Below are 19,464 nucleotides of genomic sequence, written 5' to 3' on the forward strand. Positions count from 1 at the left end.
TGAAGAATAAGTTCCTTCTGCCACTTCAATCAGCATAACTGTTACAACCTTAAGGGTGAGATGCCGTTGAATGTTGATAATTTTAAGATTTGTTGACTAACACCTTTTTGAACAAGCATTTTGTGTCACCCTCAGCCCCATTCTTGTTTTTTGTCTGTGGCTGCGATGCTAATCTTTTTTTGGTTTGCTGACGAAGTTGCTGTGCTAACTGTGTGGCTTCCCTTTCGGCTCGGAATAAATCAACTCTTCGCGTCGTCAAAATAAATGAGTTATCAGGCTTTCGTTTCACCCAAGGAACGCTAACTGTAAAATACTGACAAATATTTTTGCATGGCTCCTGATTGAGAACTGGGTAGCTTTTTTGAGTATTCAGAGTGTTAGCGATCGCTTTCAACTCGAATATCGCTGCTTCTAACTCTCCTGCCATCCGATTAATACGTTCAACTTGTGCAATCAAACGCTCTCCTTCGCTGATGATTTTTTCCTTTTGGGGTCGGAGTGGCACTATCGCAGTCGTTACAGATTTAGGCTGCAACAACGAAACTTTACGCAAAACGGCCTTTTTGTCAATGTTTTGGATTTTTTGCATACTACCTCAAACAAGGCTAGCTGACTTGTAAGGCATTTTAGCAGCAAATAGTACTTTTGTACTAAAAATAATTTACCTTGAACGTCAGCGAATTTCAAAGTCCCTCTCCCAAGCTTGGGAGAGGGATTTAGGGTGAGGGCTTTAGATTCATGCCAGAAGTCTATTCTGATGAAGCGAGAATAGCGCCGTCAAATATGCTCCACTGTGGAAACATTCAGACTCATCAACACTGATAATATTCTTAATTAGAGTTAGCGATCGTTAATTACTTTATGAGAGTAAGAATATACGAAATGCCTGATACCCAACAAATTATGAAATTGTTCTACGACACTATTCATGAGGTGAATATTCATAATTATACAGAAGAACAAGTAGCTGCTTGGGCACCAGCAAACATGGATATTGAAGTTTGGATTAAAAGTTTAGGAAGTAAGTTTACTTATGTAGCAGAAGAACAAGACAAAATTATTGGTTTTGGAGAATTAAAGGCTAATGGTCATATTGACCGTTTCTATTGCCATAAAGATTTTCAAAGGAAAGGTGTTGGTAAGAAAATATTAGAACAGATTGAATTAAAAGCACATTCTTTAGGAGTGGAAAAGTTATTTACCGAAGCCAGTATTACAGCTAAACCTTTTTTTGAGAGTCAGGGATTTATTGTTATCAAAAAGCAAGAGGTAGAGCGTAGAGGGCAAAAGCTGATAAATTTTGTCATGGAAAAACACTTCAACAATTACTAAATTCATCAGATTCAAGCAATTTCAAAAAAGTTGTTTTAGCTTATGCTTTGTAAGCTAGAGCCAGCATCACAGAAGTGGAAATTTCCATACCATTTTCTGTGACATACTTTGAGGATACTTCGATAATTGCTTTTTCAATATTGCCCTGTTGCTCATCGTTTTGCATTGCCAATATTTGTCATTTATTCACATCCAGCAACCGCGAAGTTTGTAACCGACTCATCCACTTCTCTAAATAAACTCGATTGCCTTTTTGCTCATTTGGATCTTTAGTATCTAAAGGATGAGGCATCAGTCCCAAAATCGTTGCTGTCGTCACGCAAAACATCGATTTTTGGAAACTCATACAAATTTGAACTCGCAAATCATCTTCGCCCCGAAGACTGCGACGATAAATTTCGTGCAAATACTCTGGAAGATAATGACGCATATCTTGCATCAACAAGGTAGGAGGAATACCAGCGCCGCCGATGGGTAAAGGATCGGCATACAATGCGCCATATTGAAATCGACTTTGATCTGGGGAGATTTGATAAGCTTGGGCGTTGTATGAAACAGTGCCGTGGAAAGGAGTTCCCCGGAAGAATACTGCTTCTACATAAGGTATTGCTGTATCTGCTAAGAAGGTCAAACCAACACTTTTGGGAATGATTTCATAGACCTTACCTCGAATTTTGACAGCATAGGTAATTGGGTTTGATGCATTTGCTACTAACCCTGATTTAATGTGGTCTACAACTTGGGGAATCGATTTGATTTCGCCTCGGTCGTAGCGGTCTGATAAGTCGAGAAACATATCAGCCATGACTCGCCAGAATTGACCTAAACCAGTGTAGTAAGCAGAGACGCGCAACTGTTCTGTTAAGAAATCTGGAAACAGTTGGTTAATACCCAGAATCAAGGGATTATTTTTAAATTTTGCGGCAATAACGGCTTGCGCTCTTTCTTGAAATTCTGATGTATCTAAATACGTATCTAATCCGCCGCCACCATGCCACATCATGCCTTTCATGCAATATTCGGCATATTCAAAATTAATTCGGTCATGCCACCAGTGACGGAGTAACTTCTGAAAAGAAACCTCTCCATTAAAGTATTTAAAAAATGGGAAAAATACTAAAAACTGATGTTCGGCAATATAGTTAAGATTTTTTGAGTAAGCATCTAAAACTACCCCATAGCTTTTAAGAATACCAACAACTTCCAGGACATTCTCTGGACTATCGGGGACTAATGCATCTCCTTTTTGTAGGCGTTCAATATACTCAGCTAAGGGATTGTGAGTAGCTTTCTTTTTAATAGTTACCATTGCCATCTCTCCAAAAAGTTTAGGGATTGGGGTATTGGGCATTGGGCATTGGGCATTGGGCATTGGGCATTGGGCATTGGGCATTGGGCATTAGGAAAACTTTTCCCCATTCCCCATTCCCCATTTTCCATTCCCCATTCCCTACTCCCTACTTCCCATTCTCCATTGCTTTATCTAAGGACACTGCTACTACTACGTTTTGGGTATTTATCATTGCTGTAATTGTTGGTTCAGTCCAACGCACTAACCAACTAGGTTGAATGCCAAAAATCACAATCAGTACAGCTAAAATTACACCTGGGATGCGATCGCTCCAATACACACGTGGTAAGTTAGTAACTTGTGCAGACAGGCGTCCAAAAAAGGCGCGGTTGACGAGAATTAAGAAGTAAACTGCTGTCAAACCAGTACCAAGCATACATAACAGGGTTTGCACTGGAAAAACTGGAAAACTTCCCCGATAAACTACGAATTCGGAAATAAACCCTAGCATTCCCGGTATACCAGCGCTGGCCATGACTCCGACAATCATCAAGCTACCAATTACTGGCATACCCCGTTCTGGGTTCAGTAATCCTTGAATGATTGCTAAATCACGGCTTCCGGCTTTTTTATACACAACTCCTACCAGCAAAAACAGCATGGCGGAAATCAAGCCGTGGCTAATCATTTGCATCACAGCACCCAATACACTTAAAGGTGTAGCCGCCGCCGCCGCTAAAAGCACGTAACCCATGTGTCCAATGGAGCTGTATGCTACCATTTTTTTCATATCGGTTTGGGCGATCGCACAAGAGGAACCATACAGTACACTCACTACTGCCCAAGTCGCCAACCAAGGAGCCACATAAGCCCAAGCTTCTGGTAACAAGTTCATGCCAAAGCGCAGTAAGCCGTAAGTTCCCAACTTCAACAGCACCCCAGCCAATAGCACGGAAATCGGTGTAGAAGCTTCAACGTGAGCATCTGGCAACCAAGTATGGAACGGAACCAAGGGAATTTTAATTCCAAAACCGATCAAAATTCCCGCTAGCAATAAAAGCTGTGTTCCTAGAGGTAAAGTTGTCGCGTTCAAGGTTGCTAGTGCAAAGTTAGAGGAACCACTCAGCCAAACCATACCGAGGAAACTTGCTAAAAGCAGGATTCCCGAAACGGCTGTATAAATAAGAAATTTAGTCGCAGCATAACCGCGTTTGGCGCCACCCCAAATGGCTATCAACAAATACAGCGGAATCAGTTCCAATTCGTAAAACAGGAAAAATAACAGTAAATCCTGTGCTAGAAAGGCTCCTGTCACCCCAGCGCTTAATAATAGTACCAAAGAGTAATAAAATTTAGGGCGCTGTAGCGATTCATCGCTGCTGTAGATGGCAATGGCAGTTAACAATCCATTTAAAACCAGCAATGGCAAAGATAAACCATCTATCCCAAGGTTATAGTTCAGCCCTAAAGCATCTACCCAAGGGAGAGACTCAGCAAACTGTTGAGTTATTTCCCCTGGATGAAACTGACTTACTAATACGATTGTCCACAAGAAAGCGATAATGGCAAAAACCAAAGCCACTACACGGGCAAATTTACCACTGATGCCAGAGGGGGAGAAACCAATTAAAGCTGCGCCGATTAACGGCACTAGAATTAAAACACTAAGCATAGACTTTAGGTAAGGGGAGCGGGGGAAGCAGGGGAGTATGGGAGCAGCACTTCGGCTACGCTCAGTGAACGAGGAGCAGGGGAGCAGGGGAGCAGGGGGAGAATAATAACTCCTAACTTCTAACTTCTAACTTTTCACTCCTAACTCGCTTAAAAAGGCAATTTATCTAGTAAACCTAATGACCAACTGATGAAAAAACCCAAGACGCTGACAACTGCTAGGATGGTCAACATATAGCCCTGAGATTGCCCAGAAATGCTGTACTTTAAGGTTTGTCCGCCGAAAATGGTCGCAAACCCAACCAAGTTTACGAAACCGTCAACCAAGTAGCGATCGCTCCAAGCAGAGATTTTAGATAGCAGTGCTACTACACTTACCACGGTTACAAGATAAACTCGGTCAATATAAAAATCATAACCTAACAGGTCTTGCAGAAATCTCCACGCCAAGATTCTGGATCTTGACCAAGCTTTGTGCAGATAAACTGTACACCCTACACCTACCCCCACTACGGTAGACCCAAACAAGGCTAACACCACATACCAATTAATACTTTCCCAATCTGGTAGTAAGTACCATTGCTGTAACATCAGAGGTAGAAGCAGAGTCAGCACTGTCAGAAACACCATTGGGAAGGCCATCTGCCAACCAACTTCTGGGGTGCGACGGGTCTTTTGTTGCGGTTTCCCCCAGAAGACTAATCTAAATACTCTTGTCAAATTTAATGCTGTCAAACCATTGACTAATATTAAAACTCCAATTACCCAAGGGCTAATACTCACGAAACCGTCAGCCCACGCTAGCATTGCCCAGAAACTTCCCAAGGGTAGCAGTGTTACCATCCCGGCTGAACCAACTACAAAGGCTGTGGTGGTGGCTGGCATCCGCGACCATAAACCGCCCATTTCTGTTAAGTCTTGGCTTTGGGTAGTCAAGATGACTGAACCTGAACTCATAAATAATAATGCTTTAGCGATCGCATGAGCTAACAGCAACATCAAGGCTACACCCCCTTGCTGTAACCCCACCGCCAAAAACACTAACCCCATGTATGCACTGGTGGAATGAGACAGCGATCGCTTAATGTCAATTTGAGCTATAGATACTAATGTGGCCCCAATCGCAGTCACCGTACCCATGACTACCAAAGCATTCAAGGCAATTGGCGACAGCGCTAATAATGGCTGAAATCTATACAGTAAATAAGCACCACCAGCTACCACCAGAGAGTTCCGCATTACCGAGGCGGGGTTAGGCTCCTTCCATTGCCTCGTCTAACCACAGGTGTAGTGGAAATTGGGCACATTTACCAGCAGGCCCAGCAATTAGTGCCAAACCTAGCAGCGTCGATGTCATTGGACTTAAATTAGCTGTTTGCGCCCACTCATATAAATCCGAAAAGTTCAAACTTCCGGCTAAGGTAGAAAGTGTCACTACAGCCATCAGTAGCAACAAGTCTCCTACCCGCTTAGTCCAAAACGCATCCCGTGCCGCTGTCACTACTAATGGTTGAGCGTACCAGAAACCTACCAGCAAGTAAGTCGAAAGCGTCAAGACTTCCAAAAGGGCATAGCTGACAAACAAAGAATCACTGATTGCTAGACCACATAGCGCTGCTTCAAAAAATCCCAGTAGCCCAAAAAAACGCGCCAACGACCAGTCCTTTTCCATATAACCCAGAGCGTAAACTTGTGCCAGTAAGCTTAACCCCGTAATTAAAACTGTTGCCCCAATGCTGACTGGCGATAGTTCTAAGGCAAAAGATAAGTCTAAATCTGCTGCTTTGAACCAATTGATTAGTAAGTTTTCTGGTTCTCTATCCCAGATATTTTTAAATACAAACAGGCTATGGATAAAAGCTAAAACGGTCGTCAACAAGTTGAAGTATGCCGCAGGTCTTGGCCCTGTTCGCTGAATTATTCCTATTCCCCACGGCAAGGTCAAAATTGCGCCCAATAAGCTATACAAAGGCACAAACCAACTTGTTGAAAATAGAAATTGCTCCATTTAAATTCCCTTAATTACTCAGCCTTGATTTAAAAAAAATTCCAACCAATTATTTATTTAATAAAATCAACTTACCAAAATATCGATGTTTCTTTACTATTTTTTTAACTAAACTTCCAGAAGTACTTTTACTTAATGCTACCCTATTAAATATAAGTAAAATATAACTTTACATAAGCAAAAGCATTTACTTGCCTTAACATCACCGACCTTTTTACATTTGTATTTCTACTTTAAGCAGAGTACTTTATACGATATATTTGAAAAAATTATATATGTTTCACTTAGTCCTTGTACACCTAGAAATATTTGAGGAAAGATAGATACAGCAAAACATACAGCCGCCGCTTACCCCTCATCAGATGGGATTAGCCTTGGTTATGAATGTCGTTTTGTAAATGTAATAAAGAAATTATAAAGCATAAGTGCCAGCTCAAGGAATCTGTAAACTTTAATTGCTCAGATGCCTAGATAACTTTTTGTTAAGTTTTTTAAAACTTTCTTATCATAAACTATTATAGTAATTTATATTGCCAGGAACGCCAAGCTTTCCTATGCTTAATTTGGAAGTGTTTTCTTAGCTATAAGATCAGGCTCTCCCCGTCAAAAAATTCAAACGACAGTACAGATTGCATTAATTTTGTAGGAGTTCTGCGATGCCAATTGCAGTTGGAATGATTGAAACGAAGGGCTTTCCAGCAGTGGTGGAAGCTGCTGATGCGATGGTGAAAGCCGCCCGTGTCACCTTAGTAGGGTATGAAAAAATTGGTAGCGCTCGCGTCACCGTGATAGTTCGGGGAGATGTATCGGAAGTGCAAGCTTCTGTAGCCGCTGGGGTTGAAGCGGCCAAAAGAGTCTTTGGTGGTGAAGTATTATCCACTCACATCATTGCTCGTCCTCACGAAAACCTGGAATACGTCTTGCCGATACGTTACACAGAAGCGGTGGAACAATTCCGTACTTAAAAGCTGTTTAAACAAAGTAATTAACGCTCTTTGCCTGAAAAGAGCATCACTTTTGTCCAAGGCTAAAAACTTTGAAATAGGGATTAAAACTAATGTCAATTGCAGTGGGAATGGTTGAAACGCTGGGCTTTCCAGCAGTAGTGGAAGCTGCTGATGCAATGGTGAAAGCTGCCCGCGTCACTTTAGTAGGTTATGAAAAAATTGGTAGTGGTCGGGTGACGGTAATTGTTCGGGGTGACGTTTCGGAAGTGCAAGCTTCTGTAGCCGCAGGAGTTGAATCTGTAAAGCGAGTTAATGGTGGACAAGTGCTGTCTACTCATATCATTGCTCGTCCTCACGAAAACTTGGAATACGTTCTCCCAATTCGTTATACGGAAGACGTAGAGCAGTTCCGGGAAAATGTGAACGCAATTCGTCCTTTTGGTAGAAGACCGTAATTTGTAATGCAAATTGCCAAAGTTCGCGGCACAGTAGTTAGCACCCAAAAAGAGCCAACTCTTAGAGGTGTGAAACTACTATTGTTACAATTAGTAGATGAAAACGGCAATATCCTACCAGAGTATGAAGTAGCAGCAGATATTGTGGGAGCAGGAGTAGATGAGTGGGTACTCATCACTCGTGGTAGTGCCGCTCGTCAAGTTGTTGGCAATGAACAGCGTCCATTGGATGCAGCAGTGGTGGCGATCATAGATACTATTTACGTTGAAGATCGCCTCATTTACAGCAAAAAAGATCAATATCGATAGTCATTAGTCATTGGTCATTAGTCATTAGCTTTCAACAAAGGACAAATGACTAATGGCAGACAATACAGGAGGAATCTCGCGATGGCAGTCCGCAGCACGGCGGCACCCCCAACCCCGTGGTCAAGGAATTTAGCTGAACCCAAAATCCATGAAACAGCTTTTGTACATTCATTCTCCAATCTGATTGGGGATGTACGAATAGGTGCAAATGTAATCGTTGCTCCGGGGACTACGATTAGAGCGGATGAAGGCACACCCTTTTATCTTGGTGAAAACACCAATATTCAAGATGGTGTTGTCATTCATGGGTTGGAGCAAGGCAGAGTAATTGGCGATGACCAAAATAAATACTCAGTATGGATTGGTAAAAACGCTTGTATTACCCACATGGCTCTAATTCACGGGCCAGCTTATGTAGGTGATAATTCCTTCATTGGCTTTCGCTCTACGGTGTTTAATGCCAGGGTGGGTGCAGGTTGCATCGTAATGATGCACGCCTTGATTCAAGATGTAGAGATTCCCTCTGGTAAGTATGTACCTTCGGGAGCGATAATCACCAGCCAGCAGCAAGCCGATCGCTTGCCAGATGTGCAAGATCAGGATAAAGAATTTGCTCATCATGTGGTTGGGATTAATCAGGCATTACGAGCTGGTTATCTCTGTGCTGCGGATAGCAAATGTATAGCACCCATCCGGGATGAGAACGCTAAATCTTATACAGGTAATGGTATTACTGTTTTAGAGTTGGAAAGGAGTAGTGAAGTGTCGAGCAATAGCTTGGGTGCAGAAACAATAGATCAGTTACGGTATCTATTGGGACAAGGGTATAAAATTGGTACGGAACACGTAGACCAAAGACGTTTCCGCACAGGTTCTTGGACTAGTTGCCAACCAATCGAACCGAGATCCCTCGGTGAAGCGATCGCAGCATTAGAAAGCTGTCTAAATGACCATAGCGGAGAGTATGTCCGACTGTTTGGGATTGACAAAGATAGACGACGTGTGCTAGAAAGCGTCATCCAACGTCCCGATGATGATGCAAAACCAGCTAGCAGCTTTAAAGCACCGACTGGTCGTAGCAATAGCAGTTACAGCAGTAGTAATGGTAACGGCAACGGTAACGGTTCTAGCAGTGGCAAGGTCAGTGGCGAAACTCTAGAGCAAATCCGCCAACTCTTGGCAGGTGGTTACAAAATTGGCATGGAACACGTAGATGAGCGTCGTTTCCGTACTGGTTCCTGGACTAGTTGTAAGCCAATTGATGCAACTTCCACAAATCAAGTCATCTCCGCTTTGGAAGAATGCATAGCAAGCCATCAAGGTGAGTATGTACGTTTAATCGGTATTGACACCAAAGCCAAACGGCGAGTATTAGAGACTATTATCCAACGTCCAAATGGTCAAGTAGCTTCCTCTGGTGGTCAGAAATCATTTACTACTAATGCAGCACCCTCTGGTACGGGAACAGCTAGCAGTAACCGCTTGAGTAGTGAAGTAATAGACCAACTCCGGCATTTATTGGCTGGCGGATCGAAAATTAGCCTTGAACACGTAGATGAGCGCCGCTTCCGTACAGGTTCTTGGACTAGTACCGGTCAAATTCAAGCCTCTTCAGAAAGAGAAGCGATCGCAGCCGTAGAAGGACAACTCGGCGAATATCCAGGGGAATATGTACGTTTAATTGGTATTGACCCTAAAGCTAAACGGCGGGTATTAGAGACCATTATCCAACGTCCAAATGGTCAAGCAGCCTCCTCTGGCAGTCAGAAATCATTTACTACTACTAGTGCAGCACCCTCTGCAACAGCAACAGCAACAGCAACAGCTACCCGCTTGAGTAGTGAAGTAGTAGACCAACTCCGGCAATTATTGGCTAGCGGCTCAAAAATTAGCATTGAACACGTAGATCAACGGCGATTCCGTACAGGTTCCTGGACTAGTACCGGTCAAATTCAAGCCTCCTCAGAAAGAGAAGCGATCGCCGCCGTAGAAAGACAACTCGGCGAATATCAAGGGGAATATGTGCGCTTAATTGGTGTTGACCCCAAAGCCAAGCGTCGCGTATTGGAAACGATTATTCAACGACCTTAAGGAGTTAGGAAGTTAGGAGTTGGGAGTTAGGAGTTAGGAGTTAAAAAAAATTGTTAATTCATAACTCTAAACTTAAAATTTATAACTCCCCACTTTTAACTAACTCCTAACTCCTCACTTTTAACTTCTAACTCTCTATCTTCTTCCGGCTTCCGAGGTTAAAATTTCCATGTCTGTGCCGCTACTGCGCCTCAGCAATAACTTTGATACTTATATTAGTGGTGAGGTGACTATTCATCCAAGCGCGGTACTTGCACCTGGGGTAATCCTCCAAGCGGCTGTAAACAGCAAGATCGTCATTGGTCCAGGGGTCTGTATTGGCATGGGAGCAATTCTCCAAGTCCATGAAGGCACTCTAGAAGTAGAAGCAGGTGCAAACCTGGGAGCCGGTTTTTTGATGATTGGCAAAGGCAAAATTGGCGCAAATGCTTGCATTGGTTCTGCGACAACAGTTTTTAACTATTCGGTTGAACCTGGGCAAGTAGTACCGCCTGGTTCAATTTTAGGAGATACCAGTCGGCAGATTGAGCCAACAAAACAGCTGGAAACATCTACAAATAACCCAACTTCTACTACCAATACACCACCACTGAAGGAAGAGGAAAATAGCTCAGGTGGAGTTAAGGAAAAAGTAGTTTCCTCAACTAACTTCTCAGCTTCGGCTTTTGTCGATTTTAAACAAAACAAGTCGATCTCTTATTTTAAATCTCCCGCAACTCCAGAAAGTCAGCCACCTCCTGTGGAGGAACCGATCAATGATGCTGACTCCACTTTGGAGTCAGCCAAACCGTCAACAGAACATAACTTAGACCCCAATCAGCCAACCACAGAATCCCCTAACGGTTTTGGGACTCAAATTTATGGACAAGGGAGCATAAGCAGACTGTTGACTACACTGTTTCCTCATAGACAATCCTTGAGCGACCCAAACTCTGACGATTAGTCAGAGTAAGTGTTAATTGTAAGGTGTCGGCTTTTTCCGTATTTTGGAGAATTCATCAATGGAAACATACAATCAACGGTCTATTCGCACTATCCAAGGAGCGAGTAGTCAAGAAACCTTTCAAGATACTGCTTTGGGTTTAGTTTCTACCCGCAGCTTTCCGGCGATCGTTGGGACGGCGGATATGATGCTGAAATCAGCGGGAGTTCACCTAGTTGGGTATGAAAAAATTGGTGGTGGTTATTGTACTGCGATCGTCCGTGGTGGAATTGCTGACGTGCGTCTAGCGGTAGAATCTGGTGTACAAACAGCTGAACAGTTTGGTCAGTTGGTTTCTAGTTTGGTGATTCCCCGACCTTATCCCAACCTAGATATAGTGCTTCCCATTACAACTCGTTTCACTAAATTAATGCAAGAGGGCAATTCCAGCCGCCTGAGTAACCAAGCAATTGGTTTGGTCGAAACGCGAGGATTTCCCGCGATGGTAGGAGCATGTGATGCCATGCTCAAAGCTGCTGATGTTCATTTAGCAGCTTATGAAAAAATTGGTGGGGGTTTGTGTACAGCAATTATTCGGGGTTCCGTAGCCAATGTGGCGGTAGCAGTAGAAGCGGGAATGTTTGAAGCAGAACGCATTGGAGAATTAAATGCAGTGATGGTAATTCCTCGGCCGCTGGATGAAATGGAGTTAACTTTGCCATTGGCAAGCTGCTGGATAGAAGAACGCGAACCATTAAACTTGCCAGTGAATATCAAAGAACAAGTTGCGGAAATCGAGGTACTAAGATTACCAGACTTAACCAAGTTACCGACAAAAGTTCAAGAAGAATTATGGAATGATGAATGATGATAGATGAATTTTGTCAAATCATCATTCAGCATTCATCGTTTAGATGGAAGGCATCTTACGCTTTAGCTGTTCTGATAATAGCTTCTTATAACCATAAGTAAAATACCTTTATTTTAATAAAAACAGTAGAGTTTTATCTATGGATAGAACTCGTAACTTTCTGTGAGCATCACTATATCATTTGCCAGTGTTCAGCAATACTAGTTTTATATCTATTAATCGCTATATACAGGAGAATCACCCTTGAACCAAGCGACGCTGCACCAGTTAAAGGTGTTCGAGGCGGCGGCACGGCACAGTAGCTTTACTCGTGCTGCTGAGGAATTGTTTCTCACCCAACCTACCGTTTCTATGCAGATCAAGCAACTAACAAAATCGGTAGGGTTGCCATTATTTGAGCAAGTAGGGAAGCGGTTGTATCTGACGGAAGCCGGACGGGAATTATTTGCCACTTGTCGGCAGATTTTTCACAATATAGCCCAGTACGAAATGAAGGTGGCAGATTTAAAAGGGCTAAAACAGGGACAATTACGTTTGGCAGTGATCACAACAGCTAAATATTTTATCCCACGTTTGTTAGGGCCATTTTGCGAACTTTATCCAGGGATTGATATCTCGCTACAAGTCACAAATCACGAACAAATTTTGGAACGGATGAGTCAAAATTTGGATGACTTATATATTATGAGTCAAATTCCAGACAATATCGATGTGACTTGTGAACCATTTCTAGAAAATCCTTTGATAGTCTTTGCGCCGACTAATCATCCTTTATCCAAAGAAAAAAATATTCCTATAGAACGCCTGTCTAACGAACCTTTTATTATGCGGGAACCAGGTTCAGGAACTCGTCGTGCCGTCCAAAAGCTCTTTGAAGAACAAGCAGTGACGGTAAAAGTCAAGTTAGAATTGGGAAGTAACGAAGCAATTAAACAAGCGATCGCAGGTGGTTTAGGAATTTCTGTTTTATCTCGTCATACCTTACTATCAGACGGTTCAGAGTTCAGCATTTTAGACGTGCAACACTTCCCCATTCAGCGGCATTGGTACATGGTTTACCCATCTGGCAAGCAGCTATCTATCGTCGCTCGTGCCTATTATGAGTATCTACTAGCTGCGGCAAAAAATATTGTTGACCAAAAAGCTGATACTACTTTTAATACTCTTTAATCTGATAAGGTAAGCGTTCAGGGAGGATACGAATTTAAGAGGGTTTGAGCGACTAAGTATCTAGGAATAAATAAATTTATTGTTTGTAGTAAGGACTTTAGTCCTGATAATCCTTGCTCTGAGCGATAAATCGCTCACTACAAACTAGAAGTTTATTTTATATTTCATCATGTCTACCTACTTATCAAGCCCTAGAGTAGGAGGAAACAAGCCTAACTCATCTCACTAATTTGCCTGTAACTCTTATTTTCTCGTTATCTCCGTGAACAGTTACCTTATTTACCTTCAAGTGAAGAACTGGCGTGCTGATATAACTCTATATTTAATGGTAAGTTTTTTCTTAGAGAAAATTTATGCCTTTTAAATATTAAAAAGTTTTTCTAAACCTTCCTTAGATGTCTTAGACTCGTTAAAAATAAATTCCTCTGGTCTTTTATATGTTTGAAAAATATTCATAATCCGGTCTAGAGATAATGGCTCCATAAAATCTGCTATCCTTTCGGTAGTTAGCATTTCGGTTTTATTAATGTAGTTACTAATCTTTGAAGGATGATTACCAATTCCAATATTAGGAACCCCTAATATGTCAGCAAGTATTATAGAGTGCAGACGATTTCCCAAGTGAAAATCCATTTTGCTAAGGATTTCAATAAACTCCTCTGGTTTGTTCCATGAATGAATTACACAATTTTGTTCGGGTAAATACTTTTTCAGGAATTTATGAAAGTTATTGTCGTTTTTCTGATCTCCTATATGTGCTGGCAGTAAATGAATGACTGAATTAAACTTCTCAATCAATGGCATTAACTGTTCTGCATAAAACTTGCCTCTACCTTCGCCCCACCAATATGTTCCAGAAAAAGATATATTATTTATATTATTGGATATTGTTTTTTTCTTTAGATACTTTTCATAAAAATTTAAATTTAAAAATGCTAGATCACCACCCATACAAAAGTGTTTATTGTATTTAATTTTTTGTTGGACTACTTGATACGAATCTTTGTCTCTAACATATAAGAAATCTGCATTTTTATATATCTGCGTTACGTTATCTTCTGCTTTAACACCTTCTAAACCTACGCCTATAAAGCAAAAACGCTTACCCATTAATTTTGATAACAATTGAAGTCTGACTAAATATTTAGGCTTAATGCTGAGGTTTAAGCTACCTCCTCCCCAAACAATATAGTCACTTTTTAAAATTAACCAAAGCCTGTGTAATCTAGTTAATTTATGAATGCTAAAAATTTGGATTTTACTGTCTGAATTATCATAATAATTATTTTGACACATCACGAATACTTGTTCTACAACTTCTTGGGCTTTCCAAAAAGTTGTTAATTGCTTTACAAATATATCATCACCTACATTACCCTCACCATAATAACCGATAAGGAAAATATTCATATTGATACAATTTTAAAGGTTAGTAATTTATTATGACATTGCATTAGTCAAGCAAAATTAAAAATTTAAATTTTTAATGACCTAAAGGGGTTGACGGTTAGACCGAGAAGCATTGACAATTAACCAGCAGAGTTATTATAAATGGGGGAAAACTGGCAGTGGTTAACCCGGAAATACCGTCTTGGCGCAAAACAGTACAAAGCGAGATTGTAGCTGTTACCGTGTATACTGACAGAGCATTGGTTACACGGCGAGGTGTAGTTGATTTAACAGGAATTGAACAGGAATTAGTAATTACCCCAGTGCCAATAACTCTAGAAACTGAGTCTGTCAGGGTTAGCGGTACAGGTACGGTAGGGGTACGCTTGGTAGGAATTAGTAGCGATCGCATCTACACTACTGAACCTGTAGCGGAGCGAGTAGCACATTTGACTAGGCAAATTCAGCAATTAGAAGCAGAAAAACGCCACCTCCAAGCTCAGGTGGATGCTTTAGCCTTGCAATCTAGTTTTATTGCAGGCTTACGTGAAAAAACAGAAGAACCCTTTTCACAGAGTTTGTCTCGGAAAAATCTCAGCCTCAGTGAAACTTTGGATTTCCTCAACTTTCTTGGAAGCCAGTATAGTGAATATGCGATCGCATCTGGAGAGTGCAAAACTCAACAGCAGGAGTTAGACAAACAACTGCAAGCACTCTACACCTCATTGCAAATAATCCAAACACCCCATCCCAAAGAAAGTTTTAGCTTACTTGTAGCAGTTGAAGTCGCGGGTGAAGGCGAATTTGAATTAGAGGTGTCTTACATCGTAAATCGCGCTAGCTGGAATCCGCTTTATGACTTACGGTTTAGCACTACCAGCGATATTGTCCATCTGAGTTACCTTGCAGAAATCACTCAAAGCACTGGCGAAGATTGGATTGGTGCAAATCTCACCCTTTCTACTGCTAAACCAGGATTAGGTACACTTCCACCTAAACTTGAACCTTGGTATATTGATGCGCCACGTCCCCAAATGTTACGACGATCTCGACTAGCTGCCCAGCCACCACTGCTGCCTAGTATACCAGAACCACCTGCTGCTGCCAGAGCGGATTGGGAAGAACAAGACGAAGTTACACAGGATAGTCTTATCCCAGCAGAAACCGTTACAGCAGAAGTATCCAAAGAAGGTAGTGTAGTTACCTTTAAACTGAATGGTGGTGGTAACATTCCCAGCGATGGCGCACCTCATAAAACTACGATTTTCAATGATGATTATCCTTGTAGCTTCGATTATGTGGCAATGCCGCGCTTGGTAAGTTTTGCTTATCTACAAGCTAATGTGAAAAATAATCCCAGCGGTGCGACTTTGTTAGCAGGTAAAGCAAATATTTTCCGCGATAACGTTTTTGTCGGCACTACTGGGTTGGAGAATATTGCACCAGGACAAGAGTTTAAACTGAACTTAGGAATTGACGAAGGTTTAAAAATTGAGCGCGATTTAGTTGAACGTCTGGTAGATAAAAGATTAATTAGCAACCAGCGCCGGATTACTTATAGTTATCGGTTGATTGTTACTAACTTGCTAGAGAAAGAAGTAAATCTAAAATTAACCGAACAATTGCCAGTTAGCCGCAACGAGCAAATTAAAGTACGCCTCAGTCGCAGCAACCCACAAATTCAACTCGGTGAAATGGGAATTTTAGAATGGCTGCTAACTCTTTCACCTCAAGAGCGACGAGATATATATTACCAGTTTAATGTTGAATATCCACCCGACTTAATGGTAGTTGGGTTAGAAATTTAGGGAATCCCAAAAATTGAAGCAGGCAGAAAGAGCAATCAGCTATAGGATTTGGTCGCTCTTGATTTGGAGCCAGCAGCGACGAGTTAAGAGACATCCGGTGTTGGCAGACTCGAATCACTTTGCCAGAGTCCGCGATCGCAGATAAGTTAGCTTTATGTCTACCATCAGTCTTATTTTGTCAAGTCTTATTGACGATTTGTAACAAAACTGTTATATTTAGTTACATAAGATAACAAAACAAAAAAAAGAAAACTATGTATACCACCACTAACGAAGACGGCATTCTCAACAACTACGCAGCAGAACCTAAAATGTACTACGCTGAGTACCCAGCAATTTGGGAACAACGTAAATACGTTTTACAGGGTCTTTTTGCGACTTTAATCGTCACCGCTTTAGTTTTGGTTGGTTTGAGTGTTAGCTAAGATTGTTTGATTTCAGTATCGCTGTATCTCATCGTCATTCATACTTCTCTCTGTAACCCCGGTTAGTTTCGCCGGGGTTTTTTGTGTTTTACGTATCCCAAACGGCAGTAGTATGCTGATAAGTCAGTTTTATAGTTACTATTAGTATTTTTTTGTCAAGTCATGTTGACAGTTTGTAACAAAATTGTTATATTTATTTACATAAGATAACAAAACAAAGAAAAGAAAAAACTATGTACACCACCACTAACGAAGACGGCATTCTCAACAACTACGCAGCAGAACCCAAGATGTACTACGCTGAGTACCCAGCAATTTGGGAACAACGTAAATACGTTTTACAGGGTCTTTTTGCGACTTTAATCGTCACCGCTTTAGTTTTGGTTGGTTTGAGTGTTAGCTAAGATTTTTTGATTTAGGTATCGCTGTATCTCATCGTTAATCTCACTTCTCGACTTTACCTCGGCTAAATTAGCCGGGGTTTTTTGTGTTTTATGTGTCCCAAACGGCGAGTGTATTATATTGTCAAACAAGTGCGTGAGCGAGTCTTCTCACAAAGGCAGACACCAAGCGCGACCAAGCATCACAGTTTTTTGCTGGTATCGCTCAAATCAATAACATATTTTCTCTGCATCTAGCTTTTTTTATTGCTCGGTCAGCAACAAACCATTGGTCAGCCATAAAATGAAGACAAATCAATAAAAGGGGGTGTTTATGGCAACCCAACTCGGTGAAGCTAAATCTTCAACAGAACTGGTAGTATCTTGGGAAGCATTGCCCGCAGATTTTCACTTAAAGGATGAACCAGTGGAAAATACAGGTCAGCCACTATTGGCTGGTGCTTTGCGCGAAAGCCTTGAGATAAGTGGTTTCATCCAACCGCAGATGTTGATAGCCTCAAATTTTGGACTTTGTGCGACGGTAAACGGACAATTTATTGCTAAAGCACCCGACTGGGTTTATGTGCCATCGGTAAATCAGATTTTAGGAGAACGCAAAAGCTATACACCTAATTTAGATGGAGATATTCCAGCAATTGTGATGGAATTTCTATCTGACACTGAGGGTGGAGAATACTCTTTTAAACGAACCTATCCACCAGGAAAATGGTTTTTTTTACGAGCAGATTCTTCAAGTCCCAATTTACATAATTTTTGACCCAAAAGGTGGTTTATTAGAATTTTACCAACTCGAAAACAGGCGCTACGAGTTAAAGCAACCTGATGAAAATGGCCGTCATTGGATTGATTCAATGGGTTTATTTCTGGGAACCTGGGAAGGAACAAAAGAAGCCAGAACTGGTTACTGGTTGCGCTGGTGGGATGAGGCAGGTAATTTGTTACTTTGGGCAGTGGAACAAATTGAAGAGGAACGCCAGCAAAAAGAACGGCTAATTGCCTATTTACAATCTCAAGGTATCGATCCAATTAATTTGCCTTAGCATATATGCATAGGTGTCCGCAGAATGAAACGAATTCTTCGCAGCCAGGCAGTGGTGAGCGAGTCAGTGATTTAGAAAACCTGATTACCCGTAATAGCTACAACCCTTATGCCTACTAAGGAGTGGGGCATCATGCAGAAATTCAATCACAGGTGAAAAAGCTAATTGCTGAGAAAAAAGCAAGAGAGAAAAAAATAAGCTTTTGCTGAATCAAAAGCCAGAATTATTCGTCACTTAAACTATCAATTCCCTACTTAATTTCTCCTGGAGGATGATTTATGTCATCACAAATGTTGCGGTTGATAACTTTGGGCAGTCTTGGCTTATCTTTGTGTCTGGGCAATTCGGCAGCAATGGCGCAATATGATTCTACTGGCGATGGTGTAGTAGTACCAACAGTACCATCAGGTGGCACATCAGCACCAGTCCCAATCGACACATCGACAGGTGTACCACCTTCACCCTCTGCTGATGGTACAACTCGGTTTACCTGTCAGACTTATAATGGACAGTATACTGTCATGTACCAGCCACAAAGTCAACCAGGACAATTCTTTCCTTGGGCAGCACCTGCGGCTTTAGGTGGCGGTTGGGACGCACAAAAGCGTTGTACAGCAATTGCCAGTCGCTTGGAACTTTATCGTCCAGATGGTTTACAAGAACTTCAGACATCCGTAGAAAACAACGAAAATACTGTCTGCGTTACAACTGAAGCTAATCCAACCTGTAGAATTGTGCTGACAGTCCCCCGTGGAAAAGATCCTGTTGTTATTCGCAATAGCATTTTCCAAAACTTGACTACTGCTGACAGTGGACAACAGACTATAGCCGTTAACACTTATGGCGATCGCAGTAGTGGAGGCAACGAATTATATAATTTAGGACGCACACTTCTAGGCGGTGGCAATAATCGGGTTAGTTCATCTAGAAGTGGGATTAATCTGAAACCTTTCCTCGATCGTCAAGATGGTGGTACTGGAAACAATTTGCGGAGTGGAGTAGCAATTCGTCGTCAGTCTCAACCTAACGGTGTTCGTCTAAGCCCTGGTAAATTCCGGTAAGCAAGAGTGGTTTTTAATACAAAATGACTTTCAAATAAAAAAATATCCAACTACTTATTGTGGGGCGGACATCTTGTCCGCCTTTTTTTATGGGCGTCAAATTGCTGCCTCCTGGACTTCTTCGAGATGTCGAGGATCTAAATCCAGCTGTATATTATTTATTCTTTTAACCTTTTGCTAGCAGTTTCTTAACGTTGCTGAGATAACTTGAGGTTGTTAAATATGGATTAATATCAGTAAAATCCGTAAATTTTTTGACTACAAAATAGTTTT

Annotated in this window: 17 protein-coding genes and 4 pseudogenes; 15 read left to right on the plus strand and 6 right to left on the minus strand. The window is 41.6% G+C overall.

What is annotated here, in order from left to right; genetic code table 11:
- Positions 1-82 precede the first annotated feature (82 nt).
- Complete coding sequence (locus QUD05_RS27925) at positions 83-589, minus strand: hypothetical protein (RefSeq protein ID WP_289798908.1); 507 nt, start codon at positions 587-589, stop codon at positions 83-85.
- A 272-nt stretch (positions 590-861) separates the two neighbouring features.
- On the opposite strand from QUD05_RS27925, the gene QUD05_RS27930 reads away from it, so the two are divergent.
- Complete coding sequence (locus tag QUD05_RS27930; protein WP_289798909.1) at positions 862-1,332, plus strand: GNAT family N-acetyltransferase; 471 nt, start codon at positions 862-864, stop codon at positions 1,330-1,332.
- Positions 1,333-1,372: 40 nt separating this feature from the next.
- On the opposite strand, the gene QUD05_RS27935 is transcribed toward QUD05_RS27930, so the two are convergent.
- The 4 genes and pseudogenes from QUD05_RS27935 to QUD05_RS27950 all read right to left on the minus strand — a co-directional run bounded on the left by QUD05_RS27935 (position 1,373) and on the right by QUD05_RS27950 (position 6,302).
- Positions 1,373-1,498 (minus strand): hypothetical protein, encoded by a 126-nt coding sequence (locus QUD05_RS27935; protein ID WP_289798910.1) that lies wholly within the window; start codon positions 1,496-1,498, stop codon positions 1,373-1,375.
- Between the two features lie 12 nt (positions 1,499-1,510).
- Positions 1,511-2,641, minus strand: coding sequence for a CO2 hydration protein (locus QUD05_RS27940; RefSeq protein WP_289798911.1), 1,131 nt, complete (start codon positions 2,639-2,641; stop codon positions 1,511-1,513).
- A 148-nt stretch (positions 2,642-2,789) separates the two neighbouring features.
- Positions 2,790-4,295 carry an NADH-quinone oxidoreductase subunit M gene (locus tag QUD05_RS27945; RefSeq protein WP_289798912.1) on the minus strand — a complete coding sequence of 502 codons (1,506 nt, stop codon included), beginning with the start codon at positions 4,293-4,295 and terminating at the stop codon, positions 2,790-2,792.
- A gap of 149 nt (positions 4,296-4,444) precedes the next feature.
- Positions 4,445-6,302, minus strand: a pseudogene (locus QUD05_RS27950) (NAD(P)H-quinone oxidoreductase subunit F).
- Positions 6,303-6,958: 656 nt separating this feature from the next.
- Between QUD05_RS27950 and QUD05_RS27955 the strand changes: the two are divergent.
- From QUD05_RS27955 to QUD05_RS27985, 8 genes and pseudogenes are all read left to right on the plus strand, one after another.
- Positions 6,959-7,267, plus strand: a complete 309-nt coding sequence (locus tag QUD05_RS27955; RefSeq protein ID WP_012410633.1) for a carbon dioxide-concentrating mechanism protein CcmK — start codon at positions 6,959-6,961, stop codon at positions 7,265-7,267.
- A 92-nt stretch (positions 7,268-7,359) separates the two neighbouring features.
- A complete protein-coding gene (locus QUD05_RS27960; RefSeq protein WP_010995041.1) occupies positions 7,360-7,704 on the plus strand; it encodes a carbon dioxide-concentrating mechanism protein CcmK in 345 nt (114 codons plus the stop codon).
- Positions 7,705-7,710: 6 nt separating this feature from the next.
- Positions 7,711-8,013, plus strand: a complete 303-nt coding sequence (gene ccmL / locus QUD05_RS27965; RefSeq protein ID WP_289798913.1) for a beta-carboxysome shell vertex protein CcmL — start codon at positions 7,711-7,713, stop codon at positions 8,011-8,013.
- An 81-nt stretch (positions 8,014-8,094) separates the two neighbouring features.
- Positions 8,095-9,750, plus strand: a pseudogene (gene ccmM, locus QUD05_RS27970) (beta-carboxysome scaffolding protein CcmM); the annotation flags it as partial.
- Positions 9,751-9,858: 108 nt separating this feature from the next.
- Positions 9,859-10,104 (plus strand): annotated as a pseudogene (locus QUD05_RS34530) (RuBisCO small subunit-like domain-containing protein); the annotation flags it as partial.
- Between the two features lie 169 nt (positions 10,105-10,273).
- Positions 10,274-11,047: a beta-carboxysome scaffolding protein CcmN gene (ccmN, locus tag QUD05_RS27975; protein WP_289798915.1), complete on the plus strand. Its 774-nt coding sequence runs from the start codon at positions 10,274-10,276 to the stop codon at positions 11,045-11,047.
- Positions 11,048-11,105: 58 nt separating this feature from the next.
- Complete coding sequence (gene ccmO / locus QUD05_RS27980) at positions 11,106-11,894, plus strand: beta-carboxysome assembly protein CcmO (protein ID WP_289798916.1); 789 nt, start codon at positions 11,106-11,108, stop codon at positions 11,892-11,894.
- Positions 11,895-12,140: 246 nt separating this feature from the next.
- Positions 12,141-13,067: a LysR family transcriptional regulator gene (locus tag QUD05_RS27985; protein ID WP_289798917.1), complete on the plus strand. Its 927-nt coding sequence runs from the start codon at positions 12,141-12,143 to the stop codon at positions 13,065-13,067.
- 360 nt (positions 13,068-13,427) lie between these two features.
- Here the strand turns inward: QUD05_RS27985 and QUD05_RS27990 are convergent, their stop codons facing one another.
- Positions 13,428-14,477 carry a polysaccharide pyruvyl transferase family protein gene (locus QUD05_RS27990; protein WP_289798918.1) on the minus strand — a complete coding sequence of 350 codons (1,050 nt, stop codon included), beginning with the start codon at positions 14,475-14,477 and terminating at the stop codon, positions 13,428-13,430.
- Positions 14,478-14,635: 158 nt separating this feature from the next.
- Here QUD05_RS27990 and QUD05_RS27995 point away from each other — a divergent pair, with 158 nt between their 5' ends.
- The 6 genes and pseudogenes from QUD05_RS27995 to QUD05_RS28020 all read left to right on the plus strand — a co-directional run bounded on the left by QUD05_RS27995 (position 14,636) and on the right by QUD05_RS28020 (position 19,191).
- Positions 14,636-16,264, plus strand: coding sequence for a mucoidy inhibitor MuiA family protein (locus QUD05_RS27995; protein ID WP_289798919.1), 1,629 nt, complete (start codon positions 14,636-14,638; stop codon positions 16,262-16,264).
- Between the two features lie 13 nt (positions 16,265-16,277).
- Complete coding sequence (locus QUD05_RS28000; protein WP_289798920.1) at positions 16,278-16,409, plus strand: hypothetical protein; 132 nt, start codon at positions 16,278-16,280, stop codon at positions 16,407-16,409.
- A 109-nt stretch (positions 16,410-16,518) separates the two neighbouring features.
- Entirely contained in the window at positions 16,519-16,689 is a 171-nt protein-coding gene (psb34, locus tag QUD05_RS28005; protein WP_289798921.1) for a photosystem II assembly protein Psb34, read from the plus strand.
- A 233-nt stretch (positions 16,690-16,922) separates the two neighbouring features.
- A complete protein-coding gene (psb34, locus tag QUD05_RS28010; RefSeq protein ID WP_289798921.1) occupies positions 16,923-17,093 on the plus strand; it encodes a photosystem II assembly protein Psb34 in 171 nt (56 codons plus the stop codon).
- A gap of 310 nt (positions 17,094-17,403) precedes the next feature.
- Positions 17,404-18,130 (plus strand): annotated as a pseudogene (locus tag QUD05_RS28015) (Uma2 family endonuclease).
- Positions 18,131-18,408: 278 nt separating this feature from the next.
- On the plus strand, positions 18,409-19,191 hold the full coding sequence (locus QUD05_RS28020) for a COP23 domain-containing protein (protein ID WP_289798922.1): 783 nt from the start codon (positions 18,409-18,411) through the stop codon (positions 19,189-19,191).
- The last annotated feature ends 273 nt before the right edge of the window (positions 19,192-19,464 follow it).

The sequence above is a fragment of the Nostoc sp. GT001 genome (assembly GCF_030382115.1).
GTDB lineage: Bacteria > Cyanobacteriota > Cyanobacteriia > Cyanobacteriales > Nostocaceae > Nostoc.

Bases quoted from the DNA above. Each gene is read 5' to 3' on its own strand.
- QUD05_RS27925 (WP_289798908.1), bottom strand. From the start codon at position 589: ATGCAAAAAATCCAAAACATTGACAAAAAGGCCGTTTTGCGTAAAGTT.
- psb34 (WP_289798921.1), top strand. From the start codon at position 16,923: ATGTACACCACCACTAACGAAGACGGCATTCTCAACAACTACGCAGCA.
- ccmO (WP_289798916.1), top strand. From the start codon at position 11,106: ATGGAAACATACAATCAACGGTCTATTCGCACTATCCAAGGAGCGAGT.
- QUD05_RS27945 (WP_289798912.1), bottom strand. From the start codon at position 4,295: ATGCTTAGTGTTTTAATTCTAGTGCCGTTAATCGGCGCAGCTTTAATT.
- QUD05_RS27940 (WP_289798911.1), bottom strand. From the start codon at position 2,641: ATGGTAACTATTAAAAAGAAAGCTACTCACAATCCCTTAGCTGAGTAT.
- ccmL (WP_289798913.1), top strand. From the start codon at position 7,711: ATGCAAATTGCCAAAGTTCGCGGCACAGTAGTTAGCACCCAAAAAGAG.
- QUD05_RS27935 (WP_289798910.1), bottom strand. From the start codon at position 1,498: ATGCAAAACGATGAGCAACAGGGCAATATTGAAAAAGCAATTATCGAA.
- QUD05_RS27960 (WP_010995041.1), top strand. From the start codon at position 7,360: ATGTCAATTGCAGTGGGAATGGTTGAAACGCTGGGCTTTCCAGCAGTA.
- QUD05_RS27955 (WP_012410633.1), top strand. From the start codon at position 6,959: ATGCCAATTGCAGTTGGAATGATTGAAACGAAGGGCTTTCCAGCAGTG.
- ccmN (WP_289798915.1), top strand. From the start codon at position 10,274: ATGTCTGTGCCGCTACTGCGCCTCAGCAATAACTTTGATACTTATATT.
- QUD05_RS27930 (WP_289798909.1), top strand. From the start codon at position 862: ATGAGAGTAAGAATATACGAAATGCCTGATACCCAACAAATTATGAAA.
- psb34 (WP_289798921.1), top strand. From the start codon at position 16,519: ATGTATACCACCACTAACGAAGACGGCATTCTCAACAACTACGCAGCA.
- QUD05_RS27990 (WP_289798918.1), bottom strand. From the start codon at position 14,477: ATGAATATTTTCCTTATCGGTTATTATGGTGAGGGTAATGTAGGTGAT.
- QUD05_RS28020 (WP_289798922.1), top strand. From the start codon at position 18,409: ATGTCATCACAAATGTTGCGGTTGATAACTTTGGGCAGTCTTGGCTTA.